The following is a 24,352-nucleotide window of genomic DNA, read 5'->3' as shown; positions in this document are numbered from 1 at the left end:
AGGGTGATGCGGGGTGGTGGCATGGGAGCGGGGGCGGGCATGAGGGAACCCGCCCCCGCAGGTTTAGAGGTCGGGTTGTTCGGTCAACGAGGCCAACCGGGAGATGAGCGTGGCGTCCGCGGCACCGCGGTAGACGCGGACATCGTCGACCGCTCCGGAGAATGAGGAGCCCCATGCGCCGTCGTGAAGGGCTCTGCCGATGCTGAGAGGTCCTGTGGAGACCCAGGGAGAGGAGTGTTGGACCGTGGAGGTCTGCGACAACTGGCCGTTGACGTAGAAGCGCACCTCTCGACTGAACGCGTCGTAGACGACGGCCAGGTGATCACCGCTTTGTTCCGAGCTGGGTACGAAGAGGTCGTTGATCACGTTGGTTGTGGCGCTGCCCGACGTGTCCTCGTGTGCCAGGAGTAGCTCCCACCGATCGGCTTCAGCCGAGTAACGAACGTCGAAAGGGCTTTGTGTCTGTCCCGCTTGGGAGAGGACGGACATGCTCTGCTCTGGCTGCGCGGAGGCTAGACGTGCCCGCAGGCTCAGAGTGAAGCTTCCGTTGGTTGCCACCACGGCCTCGCCCGTATTCGCGTATCCGCCACTACCGAGCTCAAGATGGCCCTCACCCACCAGAGCTGGTTCCAGGAAAGGATCCCCGGTGAAAATCCCAGCTCCGTCGTGCAAAGCCATCGACTGCTCGCCACTGGCTTCCGGACTGGCACCATCCACTACATCAGTGAAGTTCCAGTACGCATCTCGAGCAGTCGGAAGTTCGACAAGGTTTTCCACTTCGCTCGGGGCGAGGAGGCGGTCGAAAAGCCTGACGTCATGCAAAGCCCCTTTGAGGTGAGAAGTGTAAGCCCTACCTGAGTCCGTCCTGTTGAACTGCCGACCGAACCGCACATCACCGGTTATGGCGGGGATAGGGGATATAGAGTTCCTTGACACCTCTACTTCGTCGACAACCTCACCGTTGACGTAGAGTCTCGCCCCATGGAAACCAGCCACTGGAGAAAAACGGTTCAGACTGTCCAGGTTAGCGACGTAAGCGACATGGGCCCATTGCCCAGGACCGGCAGAACCTCCGGATACAGAAATGGACTTTTCTACCAGGTGCCAGGGGTCGGGGCACCGTCGGCAGATCTCTCTATTGACGTAGGAGTATTCGAGCACCCACTCCTGGTTTTCCGCTGAGTAGTAGAGGCGGAACTCCCTCGGGAGGATGTTTCCATCTTCGTCCTTTTCGTCACCGAAACGGGACACTAGGACCTGGTCGCTACTTACGTCATCCAGGCGAACCCAACCGGAAAAGGAATGCATTCTCTCGAAGCTGGAGTTCGTACTTGCAGGAGGGTCGATGTAGGACTGATCGTCTCCAGCAAGGAGGACTGAACCCGAACTGGCACCACTTGGGCCTTCGCCAATGAAACTTACGGAACTTCCCGCTTGAGCGTCACGGTTTCCCGAAACATCCTCAATCAATCCCGAGGAGTCGGCCCCGTCCATAACCCATCGGGATATTTCTGGTCTACCCGAAGACACTAGGAAAAGATGAGAAGCTCGCGAGGACACGTTCCCCGCAGCATCCACAGCCTCCACATAGAGACTGTGAGGTCCTTCCCTTTCAGGGACCCATGAGAGGTCAGCGTAGTAAGAGGGACCGTCCGGATTCAAGAGCGAGGTGGAGGCTGGCACCTCGTTTCCTGCAGAGGGGTGCTCGTTGACCCCCCAGCGGAAGAACTCCACATCTTCAGACGTCGTCTGCAGACGGAAAGTACCCGTATCCCCGACTCCCGTGTGCCACTGATCATCGTTAGGATATCGGGTGGATGTGATCGTTGGTTCCTCCGGAACCGTCGAATCGTAGACGAACTCACATCGCGTCTGCTCCCCGTCCCAGCTCCACGGGCTCCAGGCATGTCCATCATGGGCACGCACGACCCATCCCAGCACGGCGCCCTCCGGGATGTCGTCGGGAACCTGGTAGTAGAAGCGAGAGTTCGCGGCCTTGTAGGACGTCGTGAACGTACGTTCTTGCTCCTGGCCAGCCTCGTCGGTCCAGAAGACACGGAACTGGGCACGTACCTGCTCAGTGGCACCAGTGCTGTGGTCCGGGTCACGCAGGTAGGCCGACACCCGCGGCGGCTCGTCGACGTAGGGCCGCTGGTTTCCGTAGACGCACGCACCGCCCGGTTCCAGTTGCAGGTCAGTCTGACGTGGCTGGTTCGGGACAGTGTTGTAGTTGACCTCCAGCTGGGCATTGTCGCAGAAGCGCTTCCAGTGGGAGTAGCTGTCCTCATTCACTGAGCGAAGCCCGAAGGTCGTGGTCGAACGCCGCCCTGAGGCAGCCCACTCGACTGCGCTCTTGGCGTCAAAACGCACGTTCTGGTTGGTACGTGTGCAACTGCCAGCAGGCGTGGTCGGGCTTTTGGTGTCCAAAGACTCCGTCCACGAGGGCTGGTTGGCCCACGTTGTGGAGGAGGTGATGCCACCTGTGCGGTACAACCGTGTCGCCCTGCCTGTGGAGTCATAGGTGTGACGCAATGTTACGGCGAACTCGGCCGACAGAATCTGCTTGTCGGCATACGCGCTCGTGGAAATCCGGTAGAAGAGACGTTTGATGCCCACGCTATTGCAGTAGTAAGGATCACCCGCGAGCTGAGGACACCGGCCCACGCCTTCGTCGTCTGAGCCAGAGAACTTCCAGTACGAGTCGGCCCGGTAACCACTGGAGACCATGGCCCAGGCGGAAGTGGTGGAGGTCTTCCAGATCGGGTCGATGTAGACGGGATAGTTCGTCGCCGAATCCTGGAGCAGTTGTTCATTCGGCGTGAGGACGAGGGTGTCGTCGCTGGCTTCAACGCCGATCTGAGCGATCGTCGACGACTCCAGAGGTCCCTCGACCGGATCCAACTCAGTATCAGCGGCGTCCGCTGACATGGTGCTGAGCTCGTCGTCTCCTGAACTGCCCGAATCCCACATCAGCGGTGTAGGGGCTTCGAAGACCGCACCTCCGACGGATGTGTCGACGGCTTCAATGCCCCCATGGTCAGTAGTCGCCATCTGCAGGCCGTCCACGCTGACGGACATCCGCAGTTGCGCGATCTCTGGTTGCGCCGCGGCTTCGGCGTCCTCCACCACCAGTACTTGGGAGAGGCCGTCAACGCTGGCTCGGAGGACCAAATCCACACCAGGAAGGACCTGGGGATAAGTTGCGGTCTCACCATCGACCGTCGGTTCGGGCAGAGAAGTCGGCCACCCCAGTTCGAGCTCCTTGCCAGCACGAGTCAGGACCGCGAGCGGTCCTTCACCACCGTTGGATAGGGAGAGCCCGAGGGTGGAGGCGCGCGGAGCAAGACGGCCGTCTTCCCTCTCCACCAGTGTGGGGTCTGTGTCCACCCACATGTCGTCCTGCCTGGTGCGAACGGGCTGGACGTACTCGGTCGCGGTGAAAGTGCCGTCAGGGTTGGCCACGACATCGCGGCGCTCTCCCAGAAGCTCTTCGACCGGTACGGACTCTCCTGTTTCGGCTGCCTGTTCGAGGGCGGCCTGTTCAGCTCGGGCCTCTTCTGTGAGAACGGGATCGTTTTCTTCAGCGAGTGCCGTTGAGGAAGTGAGCAACGACAGAGCCAGTGCCGCAGCGGTGGTCACCGCTGTCGCACGGGTCAGGGAGCGACGCATGGGGGATGCCAGTCTGGTGTTGTGCGGCCGGTCCCGAGAGACCGTGGACGAGTCAAATCGGACAGGAAGGTACTCGAGGTCTCATCAAGTTCACAACCCCCAAGAATCTCCGTCGGAACCAGGAAGGGCCCAGGCCTCTTGCTCACTTGGGGACTGACATGGCACTAAACCACCACGAAACGGGAAGATTCATAACAAAAGCGTTATAAACTGGACCCTTGCTTCCCCATAGAACGGTCCGCGCCGAAGATACGTAAGGCGGCGCAAGCGCCCACGACCGCTGGGCAGACCCCAGAGCCCTCACAGTTCAGGTCTATACGGTCTGTTTGCGAGTGGTACCGACCTTGGAAAGAATCTTGTCCATGTTCGTGCGGGCTCTGCGGCCTGAGACAAGGTTCTTCCACCCGCAGCAGTCAGCGCTTGGCGGACGCTGCTTCGAAGGGAGTGGCACTCGGTCAGCTTCGCGGGAGACACCACAACACTCCTGTTGTGTGCGGGGGATGTCCTGCCCTGGGGTCGGTCCGTATCCGCCGCAGACGGCGGACAGGATGGCCGACCGGCACGGAACGGGAACCGGCGAGGGTTCTAGCCCGCTGCCGGACGTCCGAAGGTGACGCCCGGGTCCCCGGAGCGGCTAGGTTGTGGGCATGCCCGTCTCCGCACCGTCAGGGCCCCGGAGCCGCGCCACCCGCGCCCTGTCACTCGCCTCCGTCCTCCTCCTCACCGCCGTCGCCTGCTCGGCGTCGCCCGGTGCGCCCCCCGGCAGCGACCCCACCGCCGCCCTCCCCCTCCCCGGACCGCAGGACGGCGACGACCGCGAGGCCCCCGAGAGCGGGGAACAGGAGGGCCCGCTCCCGGGCCGGGGCCCCCTCGGCGACAGCGTCGTGGTCATCGACCCCGGCCACAACGGCGGTAACGCGGCCGCCCCCGACGAGATCAACGCGATGGTCCCCGCCGGGCCGAACGAGAAGGCCTGCGACACCGTCGGCGCGGAGACCGCGAGCGGCTACGCCGAGCACGAGTTCAACTGGCAGCTGTCCGTGCTGGTCAAGGAGAGGCTGGAGGCCGACGGCGCCACGGTCGTCCTCACCCGCGAGGACAACGGCGGGGTCGGGCCGTGCATCGACGAGCGCGCGGGCATCGGCAACGAGGAGGGGGCCGACGCGGCCGTGTCCCTGCACGCGGACGGCGGCCCAGAGACCGGTCGCGGTTTCCACGTGATCATGCCGGGCGAGGTCGAGGGCTTCACCGACGACATCACCGAGCCCTCCCGGCTGCTCGGTGAGGACATCCACCGCGCGTACCTGGAGGGCAGCGGTGTCCCCACCGCCGACTACCTCGCCGACGAGGGCCTGGACGTGCGCACCGACCTGGGCGGGCTGAACATGTCCGACGTGCCCAAGGTGTTCCTGGAGACGGGCAACATGCGCAACCCCGAGGACGCGGCGCTCATGGAGGACCCCGCGTGGCGGGAGCGGGCCGCCGACTCCATCGCGCAGGGCCTGGCCCTCTACCTCATGCGGGGCTGAGGGAGGACGGACGGCGCGACCGCCCGCGGCCCCCGTGTCCGCCGGTCCCTAGTGCCGTGGCCGGGAAGGTTCGCCCGGGTGCCCTCACGCCGCTACGGGTAGCGGTCGGCCTCCCCAACGAACACCCTTCTCGCTGCGTACCCGGGCGCGTTCACGGCGCTGGGCCGCGAGCACGTCCGGGTCGCGGGCGTTGGCGTTGCGCCACCGTAGATAGGCGTGCAGCGCCCGCGTTTGCACCGTGTGGTTGGGGTGGTGGGAGTTGGCGATGGTGAACTGGCGCAGCGGCCCGAAGTGCGCCTCGATCGGGTTGGCCCAGGAGGCGTAGGTGGGGGTGAAGCACAACTCGACCTTGTTGCGCTGGGCCCAGGAGCGGATCGTGGGGCCCTTGTGTGCGGACAGGTTGTCCATGATCACGTAGATGGGGGCGCCGTCCGGGCGGGCGGCCCGGATCGTCTTGAGCGCGGTGAGTGTGTTGGCTGCGCCCTTGCGCCGGTGGTTGATGCCCCACAGGGTGTCGTCTCCCACCGAGTAGCAGCCGTGGAAGTAGGTGACGCCATGGGTGCGCCGGTAGGTGGCCGGAAGGCGGTGCGGGCGGCTCTTGCGGGCCCAGCCCGTCCCGGCGGTGGGCCGGATGCCCAGCGGTCCGAACTCGTCGAAGGCGAAGACCCGGTCGGCGAAGTGCTCCATGACGTGCTCGATGCGGTCGAGTTTGGCATCGGCCTCGGGGTCGGGCGAGTCCTTCCAGGTCGTGGTGCGTTGGAAGGTGATGCCATGCCGGTGCAGGAGCGTTCGCAGGGTCTCGCGGCCCATGCGCAGGCCCGGTCCGGGCCGGTGGGCCAGGTGGGCGGCGAGTTTGCGCAGCGACCAGCGGGTGAAGGGCTGGCCGAGCTTGGTCGGGCGGGTGGTGGCCGTCTTCAGGACGAGGTCTTCCTCGTCGGGGGTGAGTAGGCGGGGACGGCCTCCCGCCCATTTAGGGTCCAGGCAGCTCAGCCCTTGGGTGTTGAAGGCGTGGATGACCTCGCGCACGGTCTTCTCATCAGCGGCGACCAGGCGGGCGATGACGGGGGCGGTGTTGCCGCTGGCCGAGGCCAGGATGATCATCGCTCGCCGGTAGCGGACGGTGTTGGTGCTGCCCCGGCGGACGATGCGTTGGAGTTTTTGGCCCTCGGGGTTGGTGAGTCTGCGGGCTTTGAGGGGTGCGGACACCGCGGCTCCCAGGGTTGACTGCTGGTGTTGCGGTCAACCCTGGCATCGATCACTGACCCGGGCGAACCTTCCCGGCCACAGCACTAGCGTCCCCGTGCCCCGTGCCGGACCGCCCGCCCCGGGCGTCCGCACTCGGCCACGGCCCCCGCCGCTGTGGCGCGCGCCGCTCCCCCGTGGGCATAATGCGTCCATGACAGCCCCCGCACCGCGCCCCCTCCCCTTCCCCGGCTTCGACGTCGTCCTGCGCGGCTTCGACCGACACCAGGTGGACGACCTGGTCCACCGAGCCTCCTCCACGCTGACCGCCCTCACCGGCGGGCCCGTCCTCACCGACGAGGACGGGCGGGCCCTCGACCGGCCCTCCGCGCCGGCGCCCGACCCCATCACCTCCGCGGAACTGGCCGAAGCCCCGGTGGACCTGGTCCTGCGCGGGTACGACCGCCACCAGGTGAAGGACCTCCTGTCCCGCCTCGTGGAGCTGCTGGCCGAGGCCGAATCACACACGACCCGGGGATAAGACAGCCCTGCGAACCTCGTCAACTGCACAATGGGGACCATGCCTCTGACACCGGCGGACATCCGCGAAAAGAAGTTCCACACGGTGCGTCTGCGCCCGGGGTACAACGAGGAGGACGTCGACGCGCTCCTCGACCGGATCGAGGCGACGCTCGTCGCCCTGGAGGGCGGCCCGAGCACGGGCGCGCTCATCACGGCCGACGAGGTGCGCAACTCGCGTTTCCGCACCACGAGGTTCAGCCCGGGCTACCGGGAGGACGAGGTCGACGACTTCCTCGACGTCGTGGTCGCCGACCTGGCCGGGCGCGGCCTCGGCCGCGCCCGGGACCAGTCGCCGCCGCTGCCGCCCCGCCCCGGTGCGGCGGGCGCCTCCGCGCGGCCCCGGCACCAGCGGCCCGGCCCGGACGCGCAGCAGGGCCCGGACGCGCCGCGGGGGCAGGAGGCCCCGTCCCGGCCGCCGCGGCGTTCCGGGATGACCCCGAGGGACGTCCGGGAGAAGCAGTTCGCCACCACCCGGCTGACCACGGGCTACAACGAGCAGGAGGTCGACGACTTCCTGGACCGGGCCGAGTTCACGCTGGACGTCCTCCAGCAGGGGCGGCCGGACCGGGCCACGCTCACCGCCGCCGAGGTGGAGCGGATCCAGTTCAGCACCACGCGCGCGCGGCCGGGGTACGACCCGGCGCAGGTGGACCACTTCCTGGACGTGCTCGCCGAGGAGCTGCGCCGGTACGAGCAGCCGCACTGACGGTGACTCCGGGTGAGGACCCCGGGTGGGACGGCGGACCGCGGGCCGCGTGCGGAACGGACCGGGGCGACGGCCCCGGACGCGTGCGCGCCCGTCGGGCCGGGTGAGTAGGCCACTGGCCGCGGACACGCCGTAGCGCACACTCCCCATCTTCAGGACAGCGGAAAGTAATATTTGGACACAGGAAGTAGTCGTCCCCCGCTGTCCCGCAGACCGCGCCCCGAGGGGAGGCAGGATGTCCCACGCGATGCCGCCGGAGGGGCGCGCCACCGCATGTCCGGTGCACGGCGCGCCCGGCTGCCGCTCCGCCGCCGACGGCGGTCCGAGAACCCGTTCCAGGGAGGGGCTGCGGGTGCTCGGCGACGACGAGGAGGTCGTCCCGGCCTCGGCCCACCCGTGGGAGGCCCCGCTCCTGGCCGCGTGCGTGGGCGCCACTCTGCTGGCGGCGGCGGGACTGGCCCACGTGGTGTGGTCTCTGTCGGGGTCGTGGCTGTGGGCGGCCGCCGCCCTGGCGGTGGTGCCCGCCGCGCACTGGCAGGCGCGGGGGCTGATGTACGCCCGGCGCAGGGCGGAGTCGGTGAAGATCTCGCCCACGCAGTTCCCCGAGGCCCACCGGATGGTGGTGGCGCTTTCCGCCGAGACGGGGCTTCCCCGGACGCCGGAGGCCTACGTGCGGGTGGGGCCGCGCCGCTGGGGTACCGACGCCGCCGGGCACGGGCTGCGCCGGTACCTGGTGCTGTCGGACGACCTGTTCGACCCGTGCGGCCGGGTCCGCGACCCCGAGGCGCTGGCCTTCCTGGTGGCGCACCAGCTGGGGCACGTGGCGGCCGGGCACACCGGTTTCTGGCGGCGGGCGGCGGCGCTGGGCGGGGAACTGGTCCCGGGGCTGGGCGCAGCGCTGTCGCGGGCCATGGAGTACACGGCCGACAACCACGCCTACGCGCACGTGCCCGAGGGCGCCCACTCGGTGCGGGTCCTCGCCGGGGGCGGCAACCTGTACACGCGGGTCAACATGGGTGAGATGGCGGACCGCGCGCGCACCGACCGGGGATGCTCGCTGCTGCTCTACCACCTGCTGACCCGCCGACCGGGCAACACCCGCCGCATGGCCGCCCTGCGCGACCGCACCCGCCGCGGCCGGGTCTTCCTCTAGACCCTTCCTCCTGGCCCCGCTCCCGCCCGCCCGGCGGGGTCCGCCCGACGGCGCCGGGCGGGCTCGGGATCAGTTCCAGTGGCGGCGCATGGTCCAGCGGTCGGAGGCGAGGTCGCGGGTCATGTCGATGATGCTCGGCTCCCCCGTGTCGGACTCGGCCGAGACGCGGAGCAGGTGGATCTGCGTGGCCGGAACGCCGGGCGTGCCCGGGCGGGCGGGCCAGTCCCCGATGACCCTGCGCACCCGGTAGGCGCGGCCGCGCCAGGTGAACCGGGCGGGGGTCCCGCCCTCGGTGGAACGGACGTCGATCTGCTCGTTCAGAAGACTCACCCCGCCAGTTTATCGAACACCAGTTCGAACAAGTCAAGCGCTGGCGGCCCGTGTCCGGGACCGCGCCGGCGACCGGCGGGTCAGCCCTCCCAGGACCGGTCGTACTCCGGGTGGGCCCGGTACACACCGGCGAGGTACTTGACCGCCAGCCGCCAGGCCAGCAGCTCCGACCAGGGGTCGCCGCCGCCGCTCCGGGCCCCGGGAAGGGCGCCCGCGGCTCCCGCGGCCACGAGGGGCTCCAGGCCGCGCATGCCCGCCCGGTGGGCCTCGGCGTACCCGCGGACGATCTTGCGCTTTGCCGCGACCTCCGCCAGCGCCCGGTCACGGCCGCGGGTTCCCTCGGGGACGGCCTTCGACGCGCGCTCGTCCTCGTCCAGGCGCGCGTTGAGGAACTCGACGATGGTCAAGGGACGACTCCCATCCTGTCCGCCACTGCCACGGGGCCCGGTGTCGGACCCGTACCGCCTACCCACGGCTCACGTGGGGTCGCAGCCCTCGAACTGGGGCACGCTCGTCACGACCTGGAGGCCGGTCTCGCCGAACCAGGTCTCCAGGTACTCCGCGGCGGTGCCGTCCTGGTACATCTCGCTGATGGCCTTGTTGACGGCCTCGCAGGCGCGCACGTCGCCGTGGGGCAGGCCGACGCCGTACTTCTCGTCGGTGAAGGGGTTGTTGACGAACCGGAAGGCGTCGGGCTCCTCGGCCAGGAACCCGGCCAGGATCAGGTTGTCGGTGGACACGGCGTCCACCTCGCCCTCGCGCAGTGCGTCGATGCAGGCGCTGTAGCTGGGCGCTTCCCTCTGCTCGATGCCGATGCCCAGACCCTCCCTGATGCGGACGGCGGAGTAGGAGCCCTCCCCCTGGCAGACGCTGCGGCCCTCCAGGTCGCGCACCCCCTGGATGCCGGTGTCCTCGGCGCGCACCAGCACGTCCTGCTTGGCGACGTAGTAGGGGCCGCCGAAGGTGACCTGGGTCTTGCGGGCCGGGGTGATGGAGTAGGTGGCCACGACCATGTCCACCTCACCGCTGATCAGCTGTTCCTCGCGGTCGGCGGAGGTGACCCCGGTCACCTCCACGTCCTCGGCGGCGAAGCCGAGCTTGGCGGCGATGTAGAACGCCACGTCCACGTCGAAGCCCGTGATGCCGCCGCCCTCCTCCAAGCCCAGGCCGGGCTGGTCGGTCTTGACTCCGACGGTCAGCGTGTCGGCGTCCAGGAGCGACTCCTCCTGGCCCAGCACCGCCGAGCAGGCGGGCAGTGCGAGCACCGCCGCGGCGGCCAGGGCGGCCGCGGCGGGGGTGCGCCGGTGTCGAAACCTCATCGGCCTGTTCCTCGTCTCTCGGGGGTGCGGATCCGGGCGGGGGTGGACTCGGCGCGGGAGGCCGGGCTCAGCGGTACTCGGCCAGTCGGGGGCGGACGCCGAGGACGAGCAGGACCAGCAGCAGGGCCGTCGCGGCGGGCAGCAGCCACGTCCAGGGGGTGAGCGCCGCGTCAGCGCGTTCGATGCCCGCGTCGAACGCCTTCTCGTGCAGGTCGGTCAGCTCGGCCAACGCGACCTCGTAGGCCTGGAAGGCGCCGTCCTCGGAGTGCGCGACGCCCATGCGGACGTCGACGGCCCCCGCCAGGTCGCCCTCCTCGGCTGCCGAGCGCAGCGCCCGGTCCTCGGTCTGGAGGGCGTTGTAGGACTCCAGCACCTCGGCGAGCGCGTCCTCCTGGCCGGACAGCAGCGTGTCCTGGGCCCGCTGGCCCAGGTAGCCGAGCGTGCCCGGGTCCTCGGGGTCGGAGCCGTCCGCCCCCGGCAGCTCCGGGTAGGCGGCGGCCACGCCCTCGATCTGCCCGTAGTACGCCTCCAGGTTGCTGGCCGGGCGGTACAGCACCTGCTGCGCCCGCTCCAGGTACACCAGTTCGTAGTTCTCGGCCGTGTCCCGGTCGAGCAGGTAGCGGCTCTGGTCCGCCTGCATGTCGGTGGAGATGGCCCCGGCCCGGGACAGCGCCATGGCCGCGTCCAGTCCCGCCTCCTTCGCGTCGCGCTGGTGCCCGCCGCTGGCGGTGAGGACGAGGACCACCCCGCCGGTGAGCAGGACGGAGACCGCCGTGGCGGCCAGCAGGGGCGCGTTGAACCGTCGCCGGAACCGCACGCGCAGGTACAGCTGGAGGCAGATCAGCGCGGCGGCGGTGACCGTGCCGGCCGCGCCCACCCAGAACATGCCGAGCGCCACGGAGGACTGCCCCTCCTCGTGGTTGGCGCGCACGATCGCCGACGAGTCCAGCCCCAGGTTGAACGCCTTGGGCAGCAGTTCGGCGTGCATCAGCCGCGTGGCCTCGCGGTAGGCCTCCAGGGCCGCTCCGTCCACCCGGCCGGGTGGGGCCTGCGCCTCGTCGTTGAGCAGCCGCGCCTCGCCGGCGAGCTGTTCGTAGGCGCCCATCCCGTCCAGGACCGCCTCGACGTTGCGCTCCTCAACGCTGTCGCCCTCGGTCAGCGAGGCCGCCTGGAGCAGGGCCTCGTTGGCCCGGGCCCGGCTGGCCTCGTACCCCTCCAGGGCGTCCTCGCGGCCCGAGCCCAGGTCGTGGTCGGTGCCCATGAGCAGCACGTCCGCCACACGGGCGTCCATGTCCGCGAGCGCCAGGTACAGGTCGGTGGTCGCCAGGGCCCGGGGGCCGGCGTCGTCCCCGAGCACGCGCAGGCCGTCGCGGGCCTGGCCGAGGGTGGCGGCCGCCGAGCCGAACAGCCCGAGGACGGCCAGCACGCACACCGAGGACAGCAGCCACACCCGGGCCGGGGTGGTCGCGGCCCAGCGGCGGAGCCCGGAGGCCCGTTCACGGGCACCGGCCCCGCCCCGCCCGCTCCGGGGCGGGCGGGAGCCCTCGCGCTCGGGTGCCGGGGCCCGCGGGGGCCGGCCGCCCGGCACTGCGGGGAGCGCGCCGTGCGGGGGCTCCGGCGGACTGGTCGCGGTCCCGTGCGGGGCCCGGCCGGGGGTGGGGGGCGTCAACGGGGTTCACCCCTTCTGGAGGATGATGACGGTCCATGCGCCGACGTAGATCCGGTCGCTGTCATTCAGGGGAACCTCCACGTTGGGGGCGATGGGGTTGGCGGTCCCGTTGACCGTGGTGCCGTTGGTCGAGCCCGGGTCGAGGATGGCCCAGGTGCCGCCGGGCTTGGCGACCAGGATCGCGTGGACGTGGGAGATGGCCGGGTCGCCGCCCGGACCGCCCAGGTCGATCTCGGGGGTGAAGCCGCGGGTGGCGCTGCGCCGTCCGATGTGCACCCTGTCCCCGGTGAGCGGTACCCGGCGCTGCGTGCTGCCCTTGGGGAAGGAGATCTGGTCGGGGTCGAGAATGCCCTGGTGGACCATGTACTGGTAGTAGGCGGGGTCGGCGACGACGACCGCGCGCCAGCGCGCGCCCGTCCGCCCGTCGTCCGCGTGCGTGTGCCGGTGGTCGTCGGAGCGCGAGGCGAAGTCGTACCCGCACTCCTCGCAGAACCGGCCCGCGCGGTAGGTGCCGCACTCGGGGCAGGGGCCTCCCCTGGGCAGGGTCGCCGGGCGCGGCGGCGCGGGGGGTCGCGACGAGGCCACGGGGGGTGCGGGCGGTGTCGGATGGCGGTGCGACGGGGGCCGCGACGCGGGTGAGTAGGCCTGGAGGCGCAGCCCGCAGACGTCGCAGAAGTCGGTCGCCGTGGAGCGGTGCCCGGAAGGGCAACTCGGCATGGGTCCCTCCTACCCGGGTGTGGGGGCACCGCCGGTGTCCGGCCCGCTCTGCCGCGGCCGGGTCCGTACGGTCCGGGTCGAGTTGGTGTCCAGGGTCATCTCGTCGACCTTGCTGACACCGGGTTTGAGCCGGACGGTTCCGGTGACGGGGTCGGCCACGTCGACGACCCTGCCGAGGAGCCTCGCGGTCTCCTCGTTGCCCGACTGGTGGGCGAGTGCGACGGCGCGGCCCAGCCGCGTGGTGGCGGTGTCGTCGTCGCCGTCGCGACGGGCCGCGAGCCCGTCCTGGATGGCCCGGGCCAGTTCGACCTGGCCGGTGTAGTGGGCCACGCGGGGGTTGATCCCGGTGGCTCGGTCCTCCTCCGCGGTCCACTCCGCGAGGATGTTGCCCGAGGCCAGGATCTGCTCCTCGGCACCGGCGGTCGCGGGGAGCACCACGCGCACCCATCCGGCGCGCAGCTGGCGGCCGGGGGCGCCGGGCGGCACCTGGACGCAGACGTGGTAGTCGCGGCTCTCGGTGCCCCAGGACCCCGTGGGGTAGTCGCCCGACTGGGGCACGCGCCCCACGCCGCGGCCGGTGAGGTCGCTGACGGTGGGAGCGACCTGCTTGACGTGGCGCACGACGGCGTTCTGGGGCGTCCACAGCCGCAGCACCACGTCGGCGACGGTCTTGCCCATGGAGGCCTGCGCCATCGCCCGGAAGTCGGCCACCATGTCGGCCGGGTCGGCGATGATGCCGGGACCTCCGCCGAGCAGGGCGGAGTCGATCCGGCGCAGCTCCTCGACCTTCCAGTCGGTGCCCACGCCCCGGCAGTCGCAGACGAAGGAGCCCGTGACGCGGTCGAGCGCCTGAGCGAAGACCGCGGCGGGCTCGTTGTTCTGGCCGTCGGTGAGCAGGATGGCGTGCTTGATTCCGCCGTCGACGGTGGCGAACAGCTCGGCGGCCCGGGTGAGCCAGGAGCCCATGCGGGTGCCGCCGTCGGCGCGCAGTCCGTCGATCGCCTCCGCGGCCTCGGCGCGGGTGACGGCGTCGGCCCGCACCATCCGCCCGCCGCCCTCGGGGAAGAGCACGGAGGCGTCGCTGTTCCCGGCGACCACCGCGAAGTGGACGCCCTCGCGCAGGGCGCCCACGGCGGCGCGGGCGGCCCGCTTGGCGGCGTCGATCTTGGCGCCGTACATCGAGCCGGAGGTGTCCACGATGATCACCTCGGCGGCGCGCACCGCGTCTCCCACCACCACCGAGGCGGTGGAGGTGACGCTGACGATCGCGTGCACCTCGCGTCCGCCCACCGGAAGGAGGACGTTCTGGTCGACCTCGATCCGAAAGCCCGGTTCGGCGGCGCGCTCAGCCGTGTTGGGCACGGGGACCCCCAGCGGACACGGGAACGATCACGACGGTGATGTTGTCCTTGCCGCCCGCGTCCAGGGCGAGGCCGACGTAGGCGCGCGCGGCCTCGTGCGGTCTGGTCCCCGCCCCGGGGACGGCGTCGGTCAGCGCCTGCGCCTCGGGGAAGTAGTTCCACAGGCCGTCGCTGCACAGCACGACCGCGCCGGGGCCGGTGGGGGTCACGGTGGAGATGTGGGCGTCGATCTCGCCGGAGTCGGCGCCCATCCACGCGACGAGGGCGTGCGCGTTGGACGAGCGCATCGCCTCCTCGCGTGAGAGCGCGCCCATCTGCACCATCGCCTCGCTCCAGGAGTCGTCCCTGGTCAGCAGGGCCGAAGCGCTGGAGGTGGGGCCTCCGGAGAGCCAGTAGGCGCGGCTGTCGCCGACCCAGCCGACGGTGACGGTGCCCGCGGCGGGGTCGTACACCGCCGACACGAAGGTGCACGCGGGCGCGGAGCGGGGCGAGTCGGCGATCCCGGCGACCGCCTCGGCGGCCCGGATCATCGCCGCGCCGGTGGCCTCGCGGGGGTCGGCGCCCTGGCCGACGCGTTCGGCGAGGACGGCCACTCCGGTCTCGGCGGTGACGCGGGAGGCCTCGTCCGAGCGCGGCGAGCTGGACACCCCGTCGCAGACCACGGCGCAGACCACGCCGGGCGCCCGGGGGTGGTCGGCGTCGATCACGCGGATCGCCATGGCGTCCTCGTTGCGCCTGTGCCGCAGCCCGCGGTCGCTGACGCCGACGGCGGAGCGTGTGCGGACCTCGACGTGGTCGCGCCCGGTTGGCTGGAGGAGGCCGCACCGCTCGCAGTAGCCGTCGCTGACCGTTCCGGGGCACCAGGCGCACAGGCCGGGGTTGGCGGGCCGCACCGGGTTGCTCCCGGTGGCGGGCGGCGGCCAGTCGGGGACGGCCTCCGGATCGGCGGCCCGGGGCGGGGAGGACGCGAACGAGGGCAGATCGTCGCGGCGTATCGGCTGGGTGACCATGGAGTCGGCCGCGTGCGGGGCGGAGTCGGGCAGCGCCTGCGGCGGCGGCGCGTCCCGCCCGCCCGTGTCGAGGGAGCGCAGGCTCACCTGCGGAGCCGTGGGGGCTCCTTCGTCGGGCACCAGTCCGGGCCGCGCGTCGGCCCCGGACCGGCCCGGGGCCTCCCCGGTCCGCGCGCCGCCGTCGGCCCCCTCCCGGGACCATTCGCCGGGCGGCACGGCTCCGGCCAGGCTCGCCTGCGGGGCGGTGGGCATGCTGTCGGGGTGCCCCGCGTTCCGGGCTCCCTCGGGGAGGGGGCGTCCGCACCCCTCGCAGAAGGCGTCCTCCGTGGACACCCTGTCCGAGCAGGCGGGGCAGGTCCGCACCTTGGTCATCGCCGTTCCCTCGTTCCTCACAGCAGCGTCACGGGGCGTAGGGAGTTGGCCCTGTCGACGAGCTCATACCGTTCCGACGGCGCGACGGCGCGCTGGGCCAGCGCGCGGTAGCGGCGCTCCAGGTTGGCCCGTACACCGTTCTCGGTGAACGGGGCGCCGAGGAGCCCCTCCCCCGCCGGTGCCCCCGCACCCGCGCCGAGCCAGCCCAGGGCCGACTCCAGGACCCGGACCGCCAGGCGGTCGGCGGACTCGCCGTCCAGGCCGATCCGCTCCAGGCGCCGTCCGGCCTGCACGAAGTCGGCGGCCGCGGTGCCCTGGTGGTGCGCCGCGAGCACGGCGATCAGCGCGGTCTGGGCGTGCACGTGCAGCCGCGACAGCTCCGGGACCGTGTCCAGGACGGCGGTGGCCGCGGCCCGGTCCCCTTGGGCCAGACGGATGCGGGCCAGGCCGAACGCGGCGCTGACGAAGGAGTGGTCGGTGTTCCAGACCGCCCGGAACAGGCGGGCGGCGGTCTGGTGCTCTCCGGTCCGCTCGCAGGCCAGGGCCAGGGCGAGCTTGGGCGCGAGCTCCCCGGGCAGGTGGTCGTACAGCTCGTCGAAGTGGTCGCGGGCGTCGCGGAACCGGCCGGTGCTCAGCTCGGCGACGGCCAGGTACCACATGGTGCGCCAGTCGCCCGGGACCACTTCGCTGAACCGCTGGAGGACGTCCATGGCCTCGCCCTGGCGGCCGACGGTGACGAGCGCGCGGACCAGCATCAGCAGGGTCTCGGGGGTGGGCGAGGGCATGGCGCGCAGCGCGGGGACGAGTTCCTCGGGCGGCAGGGTCTGGAAGCCGCGCAGGTGCTGGGCGGCCGGGTCGGACTGGTCGACGAGGGGTGCGGGCAGCAGCGCCGCCGTGTCGGTGGGCGGGGGCGCGAGGAGCATGCGGTCGGCGTTGTGCGTGCCGGGGTCGGGGCCGGCGGCGGGGTTCTCCGCGCCGAACAGGGCCGAGGGGGCGGGGTGCGGCGTGCCCTCCAGGTCGGAGAGCACCTCGCGCAGGACGCCGGTGAGCTGGTCGGCCATGTCCTCGGCGTCGTGGAAGCGCAGTTCGGGCTCACTGTGCGTGGCGCGGCGCAGCAGCCGGTCGAAGGACTCGTGGCGCTGGAGCAGCGGCACCGTCTCCCGGGGCGGGATGCTGTGCGGGTGGTCGCGCATGAAGCTGAAGCGGAAGCTGAGCACGGCCAGGGCGCGGCCGACCGAGTACAGGTCGGCGCTGACCGTGGGGCCGGGACCGCGCAGCTCCTCCTCGGGCACCCGGTACCCGGGCGTGGTGTAGACGGGGCTGACGGTGTCGTCCATGCGCCGCACGCCGCCCAGGTCGATCAGCTTGATCTGCTCCTCGCTCTGGATGACGTTGTCGGGTTTGAAGTCGCAGTAGAGCAGGCCCCTGGAGTGCAGGTAGCCCAGGGCCCGCAGGACCTCCAGGCCGTAGGCGATGACCTGGTCCGGGGGCAGGACGGCGTCGGGGTCGTCCTCGCGGCGCTCGATGAGCAGTTCGCGCAGGGACTTGCCGCCCACGTACTCCATGACGATGTGGCCGCCGGGGATGCCGGTGCGCGGGTCGGGGTGCTGGGAGAAGTTGATGATCTTGACGATGTTGGGGTGCTCGACCTCGGAGAGGAACGCGCGCTCGGCGGCGGCCGCCTTGTGCGCCTCGGCGTCACCGGCGTTGAGCAGGCCCTTGAGGACCACCCAGCGGTCGTTGACGTTGCGGTCGCGGGCCAGGTAGATCCAGCCGAGGCCGCCGTGGGCCAGGCAGCCGAGCACCTCGTACTGGCCGCCGACCAGGTCCCCGGGGGAGAGCTTGGGCGTGAAGGAGAACTGGGTCCCGCACTTGCGGCAGAAGCCCTCGGTGCGCCCCGGCTGGTCGCCCTGGGCGCGGCCGACCCGCTCCCCGCAGTTGCCGCAGAAGCGGTTCTTCTCCGAGACGACGGGGTTGTCCATGACGGCTTCGGAGGGGTCCCGGTAGGGGACGATGGGCACCTGGACCATGCCCATGCCGAGCATGCCGCGGGAGGAGCGGCGGCTGCCGCGCCCGGTGCCGCTGCCGCCCGTGCCCGAGGTCGCGGAGACGCTGCCGGGGCCGGAGCGCCCCGAGAGCCTGACGTTGCCGGAGAGGGGGTGGGAGTGGACGGGGTCGCCGCTGAGGGGGTCGGCGGCGGAGTTCGCGCGCAGGGAGGGCTGCGGGCCGGAGGCCGGCGGTACGGGCCGCCGCAGGGGGGCGGGGCCGCCCGGGTGAGGGGCGTCCGCGGGGGCCATGCCGCACACGCCGCAGAAACCGTCCTCGACCCGGCCGGGGCAGCCGGGGACCGTGCACTTCGTCATCTGTTCGCACCACCATCGCTCTGGCCCTCTGACGCGTCCGGGCCCGGCGTGGTTCTGTTCGCGGCGGAATCGTTTCCGCCGAGTTCGTGGAGCGCGCGCTGGTAAACGGAGAGGGCGACCGCGGCCGCGCGCAGGTCGCAGGGCGCGGTCCACAGCGCCCAGTGCGCCGTGCTGTGCAGACTGGCCAGCCGCGGGTCCTCGGCGACGCCGAGCCGGACCGAGCGGGAGTGGTAGGCGTCCAGGCGTCCGCGCAGTTCGGCGCGGCGCTCCAGGAGGCCGGTGAGGTTGGCCTCGCGTTCCCGGGCGTCGTCGGCCGCCTCGCGGACGGCGCGCTGGACCTCGCCCAGGCGGGCGCCGAGTTCGCGCCACCGGCCCCGGGCCCGCAGCGCGTCCATGGCGTCGATGCGGGCCCGCAGCCCGGGGACGGGGTCGGGCACGCCGACCGGGGCGGGTGAGGAGACCTTGGCGACCACCTGTTCGCGCAGCGCGCGGGTGCGCTCCACGTCCTTGGCGACGTCGTCGATGGCGAAGCCGAGCCGCTCGACGCTCTCGTCGTAGGAGTCGCGCATGCGCAGGGCGTCGCGGAGCTCGCCGCGCACGCGTTCCAGCCGCAGGCGCAGCCGTTCGAGGGAGGACGTGTCCACGCGGCCGTCCTCGACGAGCGCGAGGGGGTCGCTTCGGACGGTGGCGCCGACCGCGGCCAGGTCCACGCGCAGGGATTCGTGCTCGTCCTCGGCGAGCTCCACCATGTCGGAGAGGGTGCCGATCTCTTGCCACATGGCGTCGAGTTCGCCCAGGCGCGGGTGGAGGGCGTCCCAGGCCGTCTCGGCGGCCGAGATGACCTCGGTGGCCTCCTCGTAGTCGGCGGACATGCGGGCGACGGCGGCGGCGATGCTGACCGACTCGCTTCCGGTGTGGAGCAGTCCGCGCTCGCGCAGCGGGACCTCGTCGGCGGGCAGGGGCACGGAGTCGCCGTTGAGCAGGGAGGTCAGGGCGGCCTGGTCCTCGGGCCCCTCCGCGCGGTCCCGGATCCGGCCCGCCCTGTCCACGACGCCGCGGAAGGCCTCGTAGACCGCCCACAGGCTGCGGATGTGCCCGCTGGCCTGCTCCCAGCGCCGCCGGGTGCGACCGACGAGGTCGGCCCCCTGGAGCATCCGGTGGCTGACGTGGCCGTCCAGGTCAGCGAGGTCGAGGGAGATCCGGTCGGCCTCACCGCGCACACGGTTGAGCGCGTGGTCGATGCCCTCCCAGCTCATGGGCGGCATGCTCGCCCCGGACGCCCTGGCCACCCGCCGCCTTCCTCCCCGGCGTCCACGCACACTCCCCGAAGCCGTCGGGGGCGTGGACGGTCGATGGTCCTTTACCTAGACACGAGTCTGGCCCCCGCTTTCCCGAACTACAAGAGAAAGCCCGGTTTACGGCCATGAACGGCCACTGGCACCCCGTTTGCGGTCCAGAGGACGCATCGCGTGACAGAGGCTTCCTTTCGTCACTCCCGTCACTGCCGTCGCTACGTGCTCTCCCGTCACGGTTTCGGCGGTCAAGCCCCGCCCAGGGCCTCCAGGACGAAGCGGGCCCGCTCGGCGACCGGCACGCGCGGCAGCTCCACCAGCTCGTAGCCGCACGCCGGGTAGGCCTCGGTCATCGCCCGGTGGGTGCGCTCGGCCTCCTCCGGGGACTGGTGGCGCTCGGCGTCGCCGGTGAAGATCTCCGGCCACGGCGGGGCCACGAAGACGCGGCGGTGGTAGCGGAACCGGCGGGCCGCCTCGGTGACGTGCCCGGGGACCGGCAGGCCGCGCAGGCGGAGGTAGCCCACCAGGTCGGGGACGCCCCGGTCGCAGAAGACGGGGCCGGGCAGGGAGGAGGCCTCGCGGTGCGAGCGCATCTCCCACGAGAGCATGAGTTCGGCGAACAGGGCGTCGTCGCGCCAGGCCAGGCCCCGGCCGCCGATCTCGCGCTGGTCGCGGATGACGGCGCGCCCGGCCTCCGGGGTGCGCGCGTACCCGAGCGAGGCCAGGTGGTCGATCAGGGTGGTCTTGCCCGATCCCGGGCCTCCGGTGACGACGACGAGGTGCTCCATGGTGCTCCGTTCGTGGACTGGGCCGGGCGGGGCCCGCCGTGTCGGCCCCGCCCGGCCCGGTGGTCGCGGGGTGTCGTCGCGGTACGGGGGCGCCGGGACGCCTCAGGTCCGTCTGCGGGGCGCCCGGCCCGGGTGTCGCGGGCCGGGCGCCCTCCGGGGGCCGGCGTCGGCCGGGCCAGGCTCAGGCGGGCAGTTCCGCCTCGACCAGGTCGGCCGCGTAGGAGGTGCCGGCGGCCTGGAGACGGGCGCTGATCTCCGCGAGGCGGCGGGCGACCTCGGGGTCGGCGGTCAGCTCCAGCAGGGCCGAGCGCAGCCGTTCCGCGCTGGCGTCCTCGGTGTCGATCCTGCGGGCGACGCCGAGTTCCACCAGCCGGTCGGCGTTGTCGAACTGGTCGACGGCCTGCGGGACGGCGATCATCGGCACGCCGGTGTGGAGGCCCTCGCTGGAGCCGCCCATTCCGGCGTGGGTGACGAAGGCGTCGGCTTGGCGCAGGACGGCGAGCTGCGGCACCCACGTGTGCACCTCGACGTTGTCCGGCACCTCCCCCAGTTCGGCGGGGTCCACGTGCTTGCCGACCTGGAGCACCACGTGCCAGCCGGGCAGACCCCCGAAGGCCTCCAGGCAGGCGCGGTAGAACCCCGGCTGGTTGGTGAAGGCCGACCCCAGGGAGACCAGCAGGACGTTGTCGGCGTCCGCCGGGCGGACCCACTCGCCCTGGTCGGCGCGGTCGCCCAGGCACGGCCCCACGAAGGTCACCGTGTCGGCCACGGTGTCGGCGAAGGGCTGCATCTCGCGCGGGATCAGCGCCAGCGCCCGCTCCGGCACCCCGGCGAAGGAGGAGTGGTCGAGGCCGGTGACGCCGTTGTCGGCGAGCCAGGCGTCGAGCTTGGCGTAGTGCTCCTCGGCACCGGGCTGGGCGCGCAGCCACTTCAGGACGGTGTCCTCGTAGTCGGCCCAGGCCACGTAGGTGGGCGAGAGCTGCACCGAGGGGATGCCCCAGTTGACGGAGAGGACCCGTGCGGCGAACCCCGAGATGTCGTACAGGAACAGGTCGGGGCGGTCTCCTTCGTAGGCGGCGCGCAGGGCGGGCAGCTGGTTGATCGCCTCGTCCAGGAAGATGTCCATGCCCTCGATCGGGTCGTCCGGCCAGGTGCCGTCGCCGTTGGGCAGGACGGTGGCGTAGGGGACGAGTTCGGCCCCGGCGCCGGTGATGGTGTCGGCCAGCAGGGGGTCGTTGGCGTAGGTGACGCGGTGGCCCCGGTCCACCAGCTCGCGGATGACCTCCAGGCTGGGCAGGACGTGGCTCACGGTGGGGGTGCCGACCATGGCGATGTGGGCACGGCGGTTCATGGTGCTTCTCCAGAAGGGGGTGTTCACGGGTAGGGCGAGGGGGCACCGGGCCCCGTGGCGGGGCGGGTGCGCCGCGGCGTCGGTGCCGCCTGTCGCTAGCCGTAGATCTGGAGTTGCATGCGCGCCATGGTAGTCAGGCGTCGGGGGATCGCGCACCCGCTTTTCGGCGCGGCACCCATGGGTCCGGAAGCCGTCCGCGCCCGCACGGAGCGCGTTGCCGCCTCCGTCAGCGCCGTCCGCCTCGCGGTCCCGGCACGGGACCGCCCCGGCCCTCTGGGAGCCGTCGCCCGTCCGCGTCCGCACGGGGTCCGGGCACCCGTCCGGCGGGCCGGGGGCTCAGCGGGGCTCGTCGGGGCGGCCCTCGTCGCCCGGAGCCCGGTGTCTGCCGCCCGGCTGGTCGTCCCGGCCGCCGCGCCCCTCCCTGTCGTCCCACCGGCCCTGGTCGTCCCACCCGTCACCGGAGTCCCCGGGGTCGTTCCCACCCCAGCGGTCCAGGTCGTCGTCGTGGGAGGCGCGATCGGCCCGGTCGGCGCGGTCCTCCAGGAGGTCGCTGGGGCGGTTCCCGCGGTCGTACGGGTCCGCGGGTTCCTCGGGCTCGCCGAGACCGGCGAAGGCGGGTGAGTCCTCCGGGGGCAGGAAGGCCTCGGCAGCGCCCCGGAGACGGAACCCGGCCACGGCCATGACCACGCCGAAGATGACCGCGTACATCGCGATCACGAACATGATGGCCTGCGCGCCCTCCAGCGGCCAGAACCACAGCAGGAGCCCGAAGACGACCGAGAGCGCCCCGACGAAGACCAGCAGCCACTCGGAGCTGATGTGCGCGCGCAGGCGGATGGCGGTGACGATCTCGGCCACGCCCGTGACCACGGCCCAGACGCCGACGACGAAAACGAGCGCGACGATCGCCGCGACCGGCCAGAAGAGGGCGATCACCCCCATGACGGCGCTGAGGACCGCCTGGACGACCAGCGTGACCCGTGCACCGGGCGACGAGCGGTAGGCCGCGTACCCGAGGGCAGCGGCGTCGACCAGCGCGTAGACGCCGAAGACGATCGCCAGGACCACCAGGGTCTTGCCCGGCCAGACCAGCGCGACCAGACCGAAGAGGACCGCGGCGACACCCCGTAGGACCACCAGCCACCAGTTCCGGCTCAGCTCACCGAGCAGGTCACCGGTCCACGCGTACCTGACCATCGTCGCCCCCTCCTTCGCACGGCCCCGTCCGGTGACCGCACCCTGCCCCTTCCCACGGCGTCGCACAATGACGACAGCGGTCCGCAAAATGCGGGAAAAGGCAGCCCGTACCGGTCATACCCGGACGCACGGGGGGCCGAACAGCGCGAATGCGCCCGTGGACGACGCACGGGAGCGCCCGCCCCGTCTGACGCGGGCGGGCGCTCCCGTGCGCTCCGGGGTGTGCCTACCCCTGGCCGGGCAGCCGGCGCTCGGCGGAGCCGACGTAGTGCTGGCGCGGGCGCGCGATCCGGAAGGCCGGGTCGCGCAGCTGCTCGCGGTAGTGGGCGATCCAGCCGGGCAGGCGGCCGATGGCGAACAACACGGTGAACATGTTGGTCGGGAAGCCCATGGTGCGGTAGATGACGCCGGTGTAGAAGTCGACGTTCGGGTAGAGCTTGCGCTCGGTGAAGTAGGAGTCGGCGAGCGCGGCGGCCTCGAGCTTGAGGGCGAGCGCGAACAGCTCGTCCGGGTTCTCGTCGCGGTCGAGGATCTGGCTGGCCAGAACCTTGATCTCCTTGCTGCGCGGGTCGAAGTTCTTGTAGACCCGGTGCCCGAAGCCCATGAGGCGCATCTCGCGGGCCTTGACCTTCTCCAGGAAGTCCTCGATGGAGATGCCCGAGTCGCGGATCTCCTCCAGCATCTCCAGGACGGCCTGGTTGGCGCCGCCGTGGGACGGGCCGGAGAGGGCGTTGATGCCCGAGGCCACGCTGGCGTAGATGTCGGCCTTGGAGGAGCCGACGACGCGCACGGTGGCGGTGGAGCAGTTGAGCTCGTGGTCGGCGTGCAGCACCAGCAGCATGCCGACGGCCTGGTTGAACAGGTCGCCCAGCTCGCTGTCGGCGTGGACGTCGCCGAAGGTCATCCGGATGAAGTTGTCGACGTAGTCGAGCGAGCTGTCCGGGCCGATCGGCTTCTCGCCGATCGAGTTGCGGTAGATGCGGGCCGCGATCGTCGGCAGCTTGGCCAACAGCCGGATCGTGGCGAGCTCCACCTGGTCGTCGTCGCCGGGGTCGACGCTGTCCTCGTAGTAGGCGGCGAGGGTGTTCACGGCGCTGGCCATGAGGGCCATGGGGTGGCCGTTACGGGGCATCGCGTCGATGAGCGCGCCCATGTCGGCCGGGATGTCGGCGTTGTCGCGCAGCTTGTCGGCGAACTCCTCGAGCTGGTCCGCGTCGGGCAGCTCGCCGTAGATCACCAGGTAGGCGACCTCGATGAAGGTCGCGCCCACGGCGAGGTCCTCGATCGGGTACCCGCGATAGCGCAGGATCCCGGCGGCCCCGTCGATGTAGGTGATCTCCGAGCTACACGAAGCGGTGTTGCCGAACCCCGGGTCCAGGGTGGTCATCCCCGTCGACCCCAGGAGGGTCTTCAGCTCGATGGTGCGCTCACCCTCGGTACCGGTGAACACCGGCAGCTTCAGCACGCCGCCCTCGTAGTGGAGCTCCACCGTGCGCTCTTTGTCGTCTTCGCTCATGCCCGAGGTCAACCTTTCCAGGCGGGGGATACGTGAGGTGCGTCATACGCGGGGCGGTCCGCCGCCACGTTCCTGCTTCACTCGTTATTGTTCTGTTTTGTTAAACGACAGTTAAGCAAAAGCATATAAGTTTCACCGATTCACGGACAGGTGACATGCAACACATACCCACACGTGCACCGAATTACCGTCAGGTGAAGATTTACAAACTTTGCCAGCCGTCGATTACTTCGTGATCGCCCTGAG

General features: G+C 71.3%; 19 protein-coding genes. 4 read left to right on the top strand and 15 right to left on the bottom strand.

Annotated features, from left to right (window positions below; translation table 11 throughout):
- Positions 1 to 63: 63 nt before the first annotated feature.
- A complete protein-coding gene (locus KGD83_RS03050) occupies positions 64 to 3,669 on the bottom strand; it encodes a LamG domain-containing protein (protein ID WP_212642422.1) in 3,606 nt (1,201 codons plus the stop codon).
- A gap of 647 nt (positions 3,670 to 4,316) precedes the next feature.
- Between KGD83_RS03050 and KGD83_RS03045 the strand changes: the two genes are divergently transcribed.
- Positions 4,317 to 5,198 (top strand): N-acetylmuramoyl-L-alanine amidase, encoded by an 882-nt coding sequence (locus tag KGD83_RS03045; RefSeq protein ID WP_212642421.1) that lies wholly within the window; start codon positions 4,317 to 4,319, stop codon positions 5,196 to 5,198.
- 84 nt (positions 5,199 to 5,282) lie between these two features.
- Here the strand turns inward: KGD83_RS03045 and KGD83_RS03040 are convergent, their stop codons facing one another.
- On the bottom strand, positions 5,283 to 6,404 hold the full coding sequence (locus tag KGD83_RS03040; RefSeq protein ID WP_212642420.1) for an IS630 family transposase: 1,122 nt from the start codon (positions 6,402 to 6,404) through the stop codon (positions 5,283 to 5,285).
- Positions 6,405 to 6,594: 190 nt separating this feature from the next.
- On the opposite strand from KGD83_RS03040, the gene KGD83_RS03035 reads away from it, so the two are divergent.
- The 3 genes from KGD83_RS03035 to KGD83_RS03025 all read left to right on the top strand — a co-directional run bounded on the left by KGD83_RS03035 (position 6,595) and on the right by KGD83_RS03025 (position 8,821).
- Positions 6,595 to 6,921, top strand: coding sequence for a hypothetical protein (locus KGD83_RS03035; protein ID WP_212642419.1), 327 nt, complete (start codon positions 6,595 to 6,597; stop codon positions 6,919 to 6,921).
- A gap of 30 nt (positions 6,922 to 6,951) precedes the next feature.
- Positions 6,952 to 7,668, top strand: coding sequence for a DivIVA domain-containing protein (locus KGD83_RS03030; protein ID WP_212642418.1), 717 nt, complete (start codon positions 6,952 to 6,954; stop codon positions 7,666 to 7,668).
- A gap of 235 nt (positions 7,669 to 7,903) precedes the next feature.
- Positions 7,904 to 8,821 carry a M48 family metallopeptidase gene (locus tag KGD83_RS03025; RefSeq protein ID WP_212642417.1) on the top strand — a complete coding sequence of 306 codons (918 nt, stop codon included), beginning with the start codon at positions 7,904 to 7,906 and terminating at the stop codon, positions 8,819 to 8,821.
- Between the two features lie 69 nt (positions 8,822 to 8,890).
- Here the strand turns inward: KGD83_RS03025 and KGD83_RS03020 are convergent, their stop codons facing one another.
- The 13 genes from KGD83_RS03020 to KGD83_RS02960 form a co-directional block, all read right to left on the bottom strand.
- Positions 8,891 to 9,151 (bottom strand): DUF6504 family protein, encoded by a 261-nt coding sequence (locus KGD83_RS03020; protein ID WP_212642416.1) that lies wholly within the window; start codon positions 9,149 to 9,151, stop codon positions 8,891 to 8,893.
- Positions 9,152 to 9,231: 80 nt separating this feature from the next.
- Positions 9,232 to 9,558 (bottom strand): DUF6221 family protein, encoded by a 327-nt coding sequence (locus KGD83_RS03015; RefSeq protein WP_212642415.1) that lies wholly within the window; start codon positions 9,556 to 9,558, stop codon positions 9,232 to 9,234.
- Between the two features lie 69 nt (positions 9,559 to 9,627).
- A complete protein-coding gene (locus KGD83_RS03010) occupies positions 9,628 to 10,470 on the bottom strand; it encodes a glutamate ABC transporter substrate-binding protein (protein ID WP_212642414.1) in 843 nt (280 codons plus the stop codon).
- A 67-nt stretch (positions 10,471 to 10,537) separates the two neighbouring features.
- A complete protein-coding gene (locus KGD83_RS03005; RefSeq protein WP_212642413.1) occupies positions 10,538 to 12,139 on the bottom strand; it encodes a hypothetical protein in 1,602 nt (533 codons plus the stop codon).
- A 6-nt stretch (positions 12,140 to 12,145) separates the two neighbouring features.
- Entirely contained in the window at positions 12,146 to 12,856 is a 711-nt protein-coding gene (locus KGD83_RS03000) for an FHA domain-containing protein (RefSeq protein WP_212642412.1), read from the bottom strand.
- Between the two features lie 9 nt (positions 12,857 to 12,865).
- On the bottom strand, positions 12,866 to 14,218 hold the full coding sequence (locus tag KGD83_RS02995) for a vWA domain-containing protein (RefSeq protein WP_212642411.1): 1,353 nt from the start codon (positions 14,216 to 14,218) through the stop codon (positions 12,866 to 12,868).
- Positions 14,202 to 15,599: a PP2C family protein-serine/threonine phosphatase gene (locus KGD83_RS02990; protein ID WP_212642410.1), complete on the bottom strand. Its 1,398-nt coding sequence runs from the start codon at positions 15,597 to 15,599 to the stop codon at positions 14,202 to 14,204. Before KGD83_RS02990 ends, KGD83_RS02995 begins: the two co-directional genes overlap by 17 nt.
- Positions 15,600 to 15,616: 17 nt before the next feature.
- On the bottom strand, positions 15,617 to 17,962 hold the full coding sequence (locus KGD83_RS02985) for a serine/threonine-protein kinase (protein WP_212642409.1): 2,346 nt from the start codon (positions 17,960 to 17,962) through the stop codon (positions 15,617 to 15,619).
- The gene (locus KGD83_RS02980) at positions 17,959 to 19,227 is read right to left on the bottom strand and encodes a type III PLP-dependent enzyme domain-containing protein (protein ID WP_212644246.1); all 1,269 of its coding nucleotides are present in this window, start codon (positions 19,225 to 19,227) and stop codon (positions 17,959 to 17,961) included. Before KGD83_RS02980 ends, KGD83_RS02985 begins: the two co-directional genes overlap by 4 nt.
- A gap of 275 nt (positions 19,228 to 19,502) precedes the next feature.
- On the bottom strand, positions 19,503 to 20,042 hold the full coding sequence (locus tag KGD83_RS02975; protein ID WP_212642408.1) for an AAA family ATPase: 540 nt from the start codon (positions 20,040 to 20,042) through the stop codon (positions 19,503 to 19,505).
- A gap of 181 nt (positions 20,043 to 20,223) precedes the next feature.
- Positions 20,224 to 21,393 (bottom strand): macrolide family glycosyltransferase, encoded by a 1,170-nt coding sequence (locus tag KGD83_RS02970; protein ID WP_212642407.1) that lies wholly within the window; start codon positions 21,391 to 21,393, stop codon positions 20,224 to 20,226.
- A gap of 336 nt (positions 21,394 to 21,729) precedes the next feature.
- The gene (locus KGD83_RS02965; protein WP_212642406.1) at positions 21,730 to 22,590 is read right to left on the bottom strand and encodes an HdeD family acid-resistance protein; all 861 of its coding nucleotides are present in this window, start codon (positions 22,588 to 22,590) and stop codon (positions 21,730 to 21,732) included.
- Positions 22,591 to 22,816: 226 nt separating this feature from the next.
- Positions 22,817 to 24,106 carry a citrate synthase gene (locus tag KGD83_RS02960; RefSeq protein WP_212642405.1) on the bottom strand — a complete coding sequence of 430 codons (1,290 nt, stop codon included), beginning with the start codon at positions 24,104 to 24,106 and terminating at the stop codon, positions 22,817 to 22,819.
- Positions 24,107 to 24,352 lie beyond the last annotated feature (246 nt).

Origin of the sequence: Nocardiopsis akebiae (assembly GCF_018316795.1) — a bacterium.
Classification (GTDB): Bacteria; Actinomycetota; Actinomycetes; order Streptosporangiales; family Streptosporangiaceae; genus Nocardiopsis; species Nocardiopsis dassonvillei.
The sequence above is the reverse complement of the archived record's forward strand: the minus strand, read 5'-3'. Positions and strand labels throughout refer to the sequence as shown.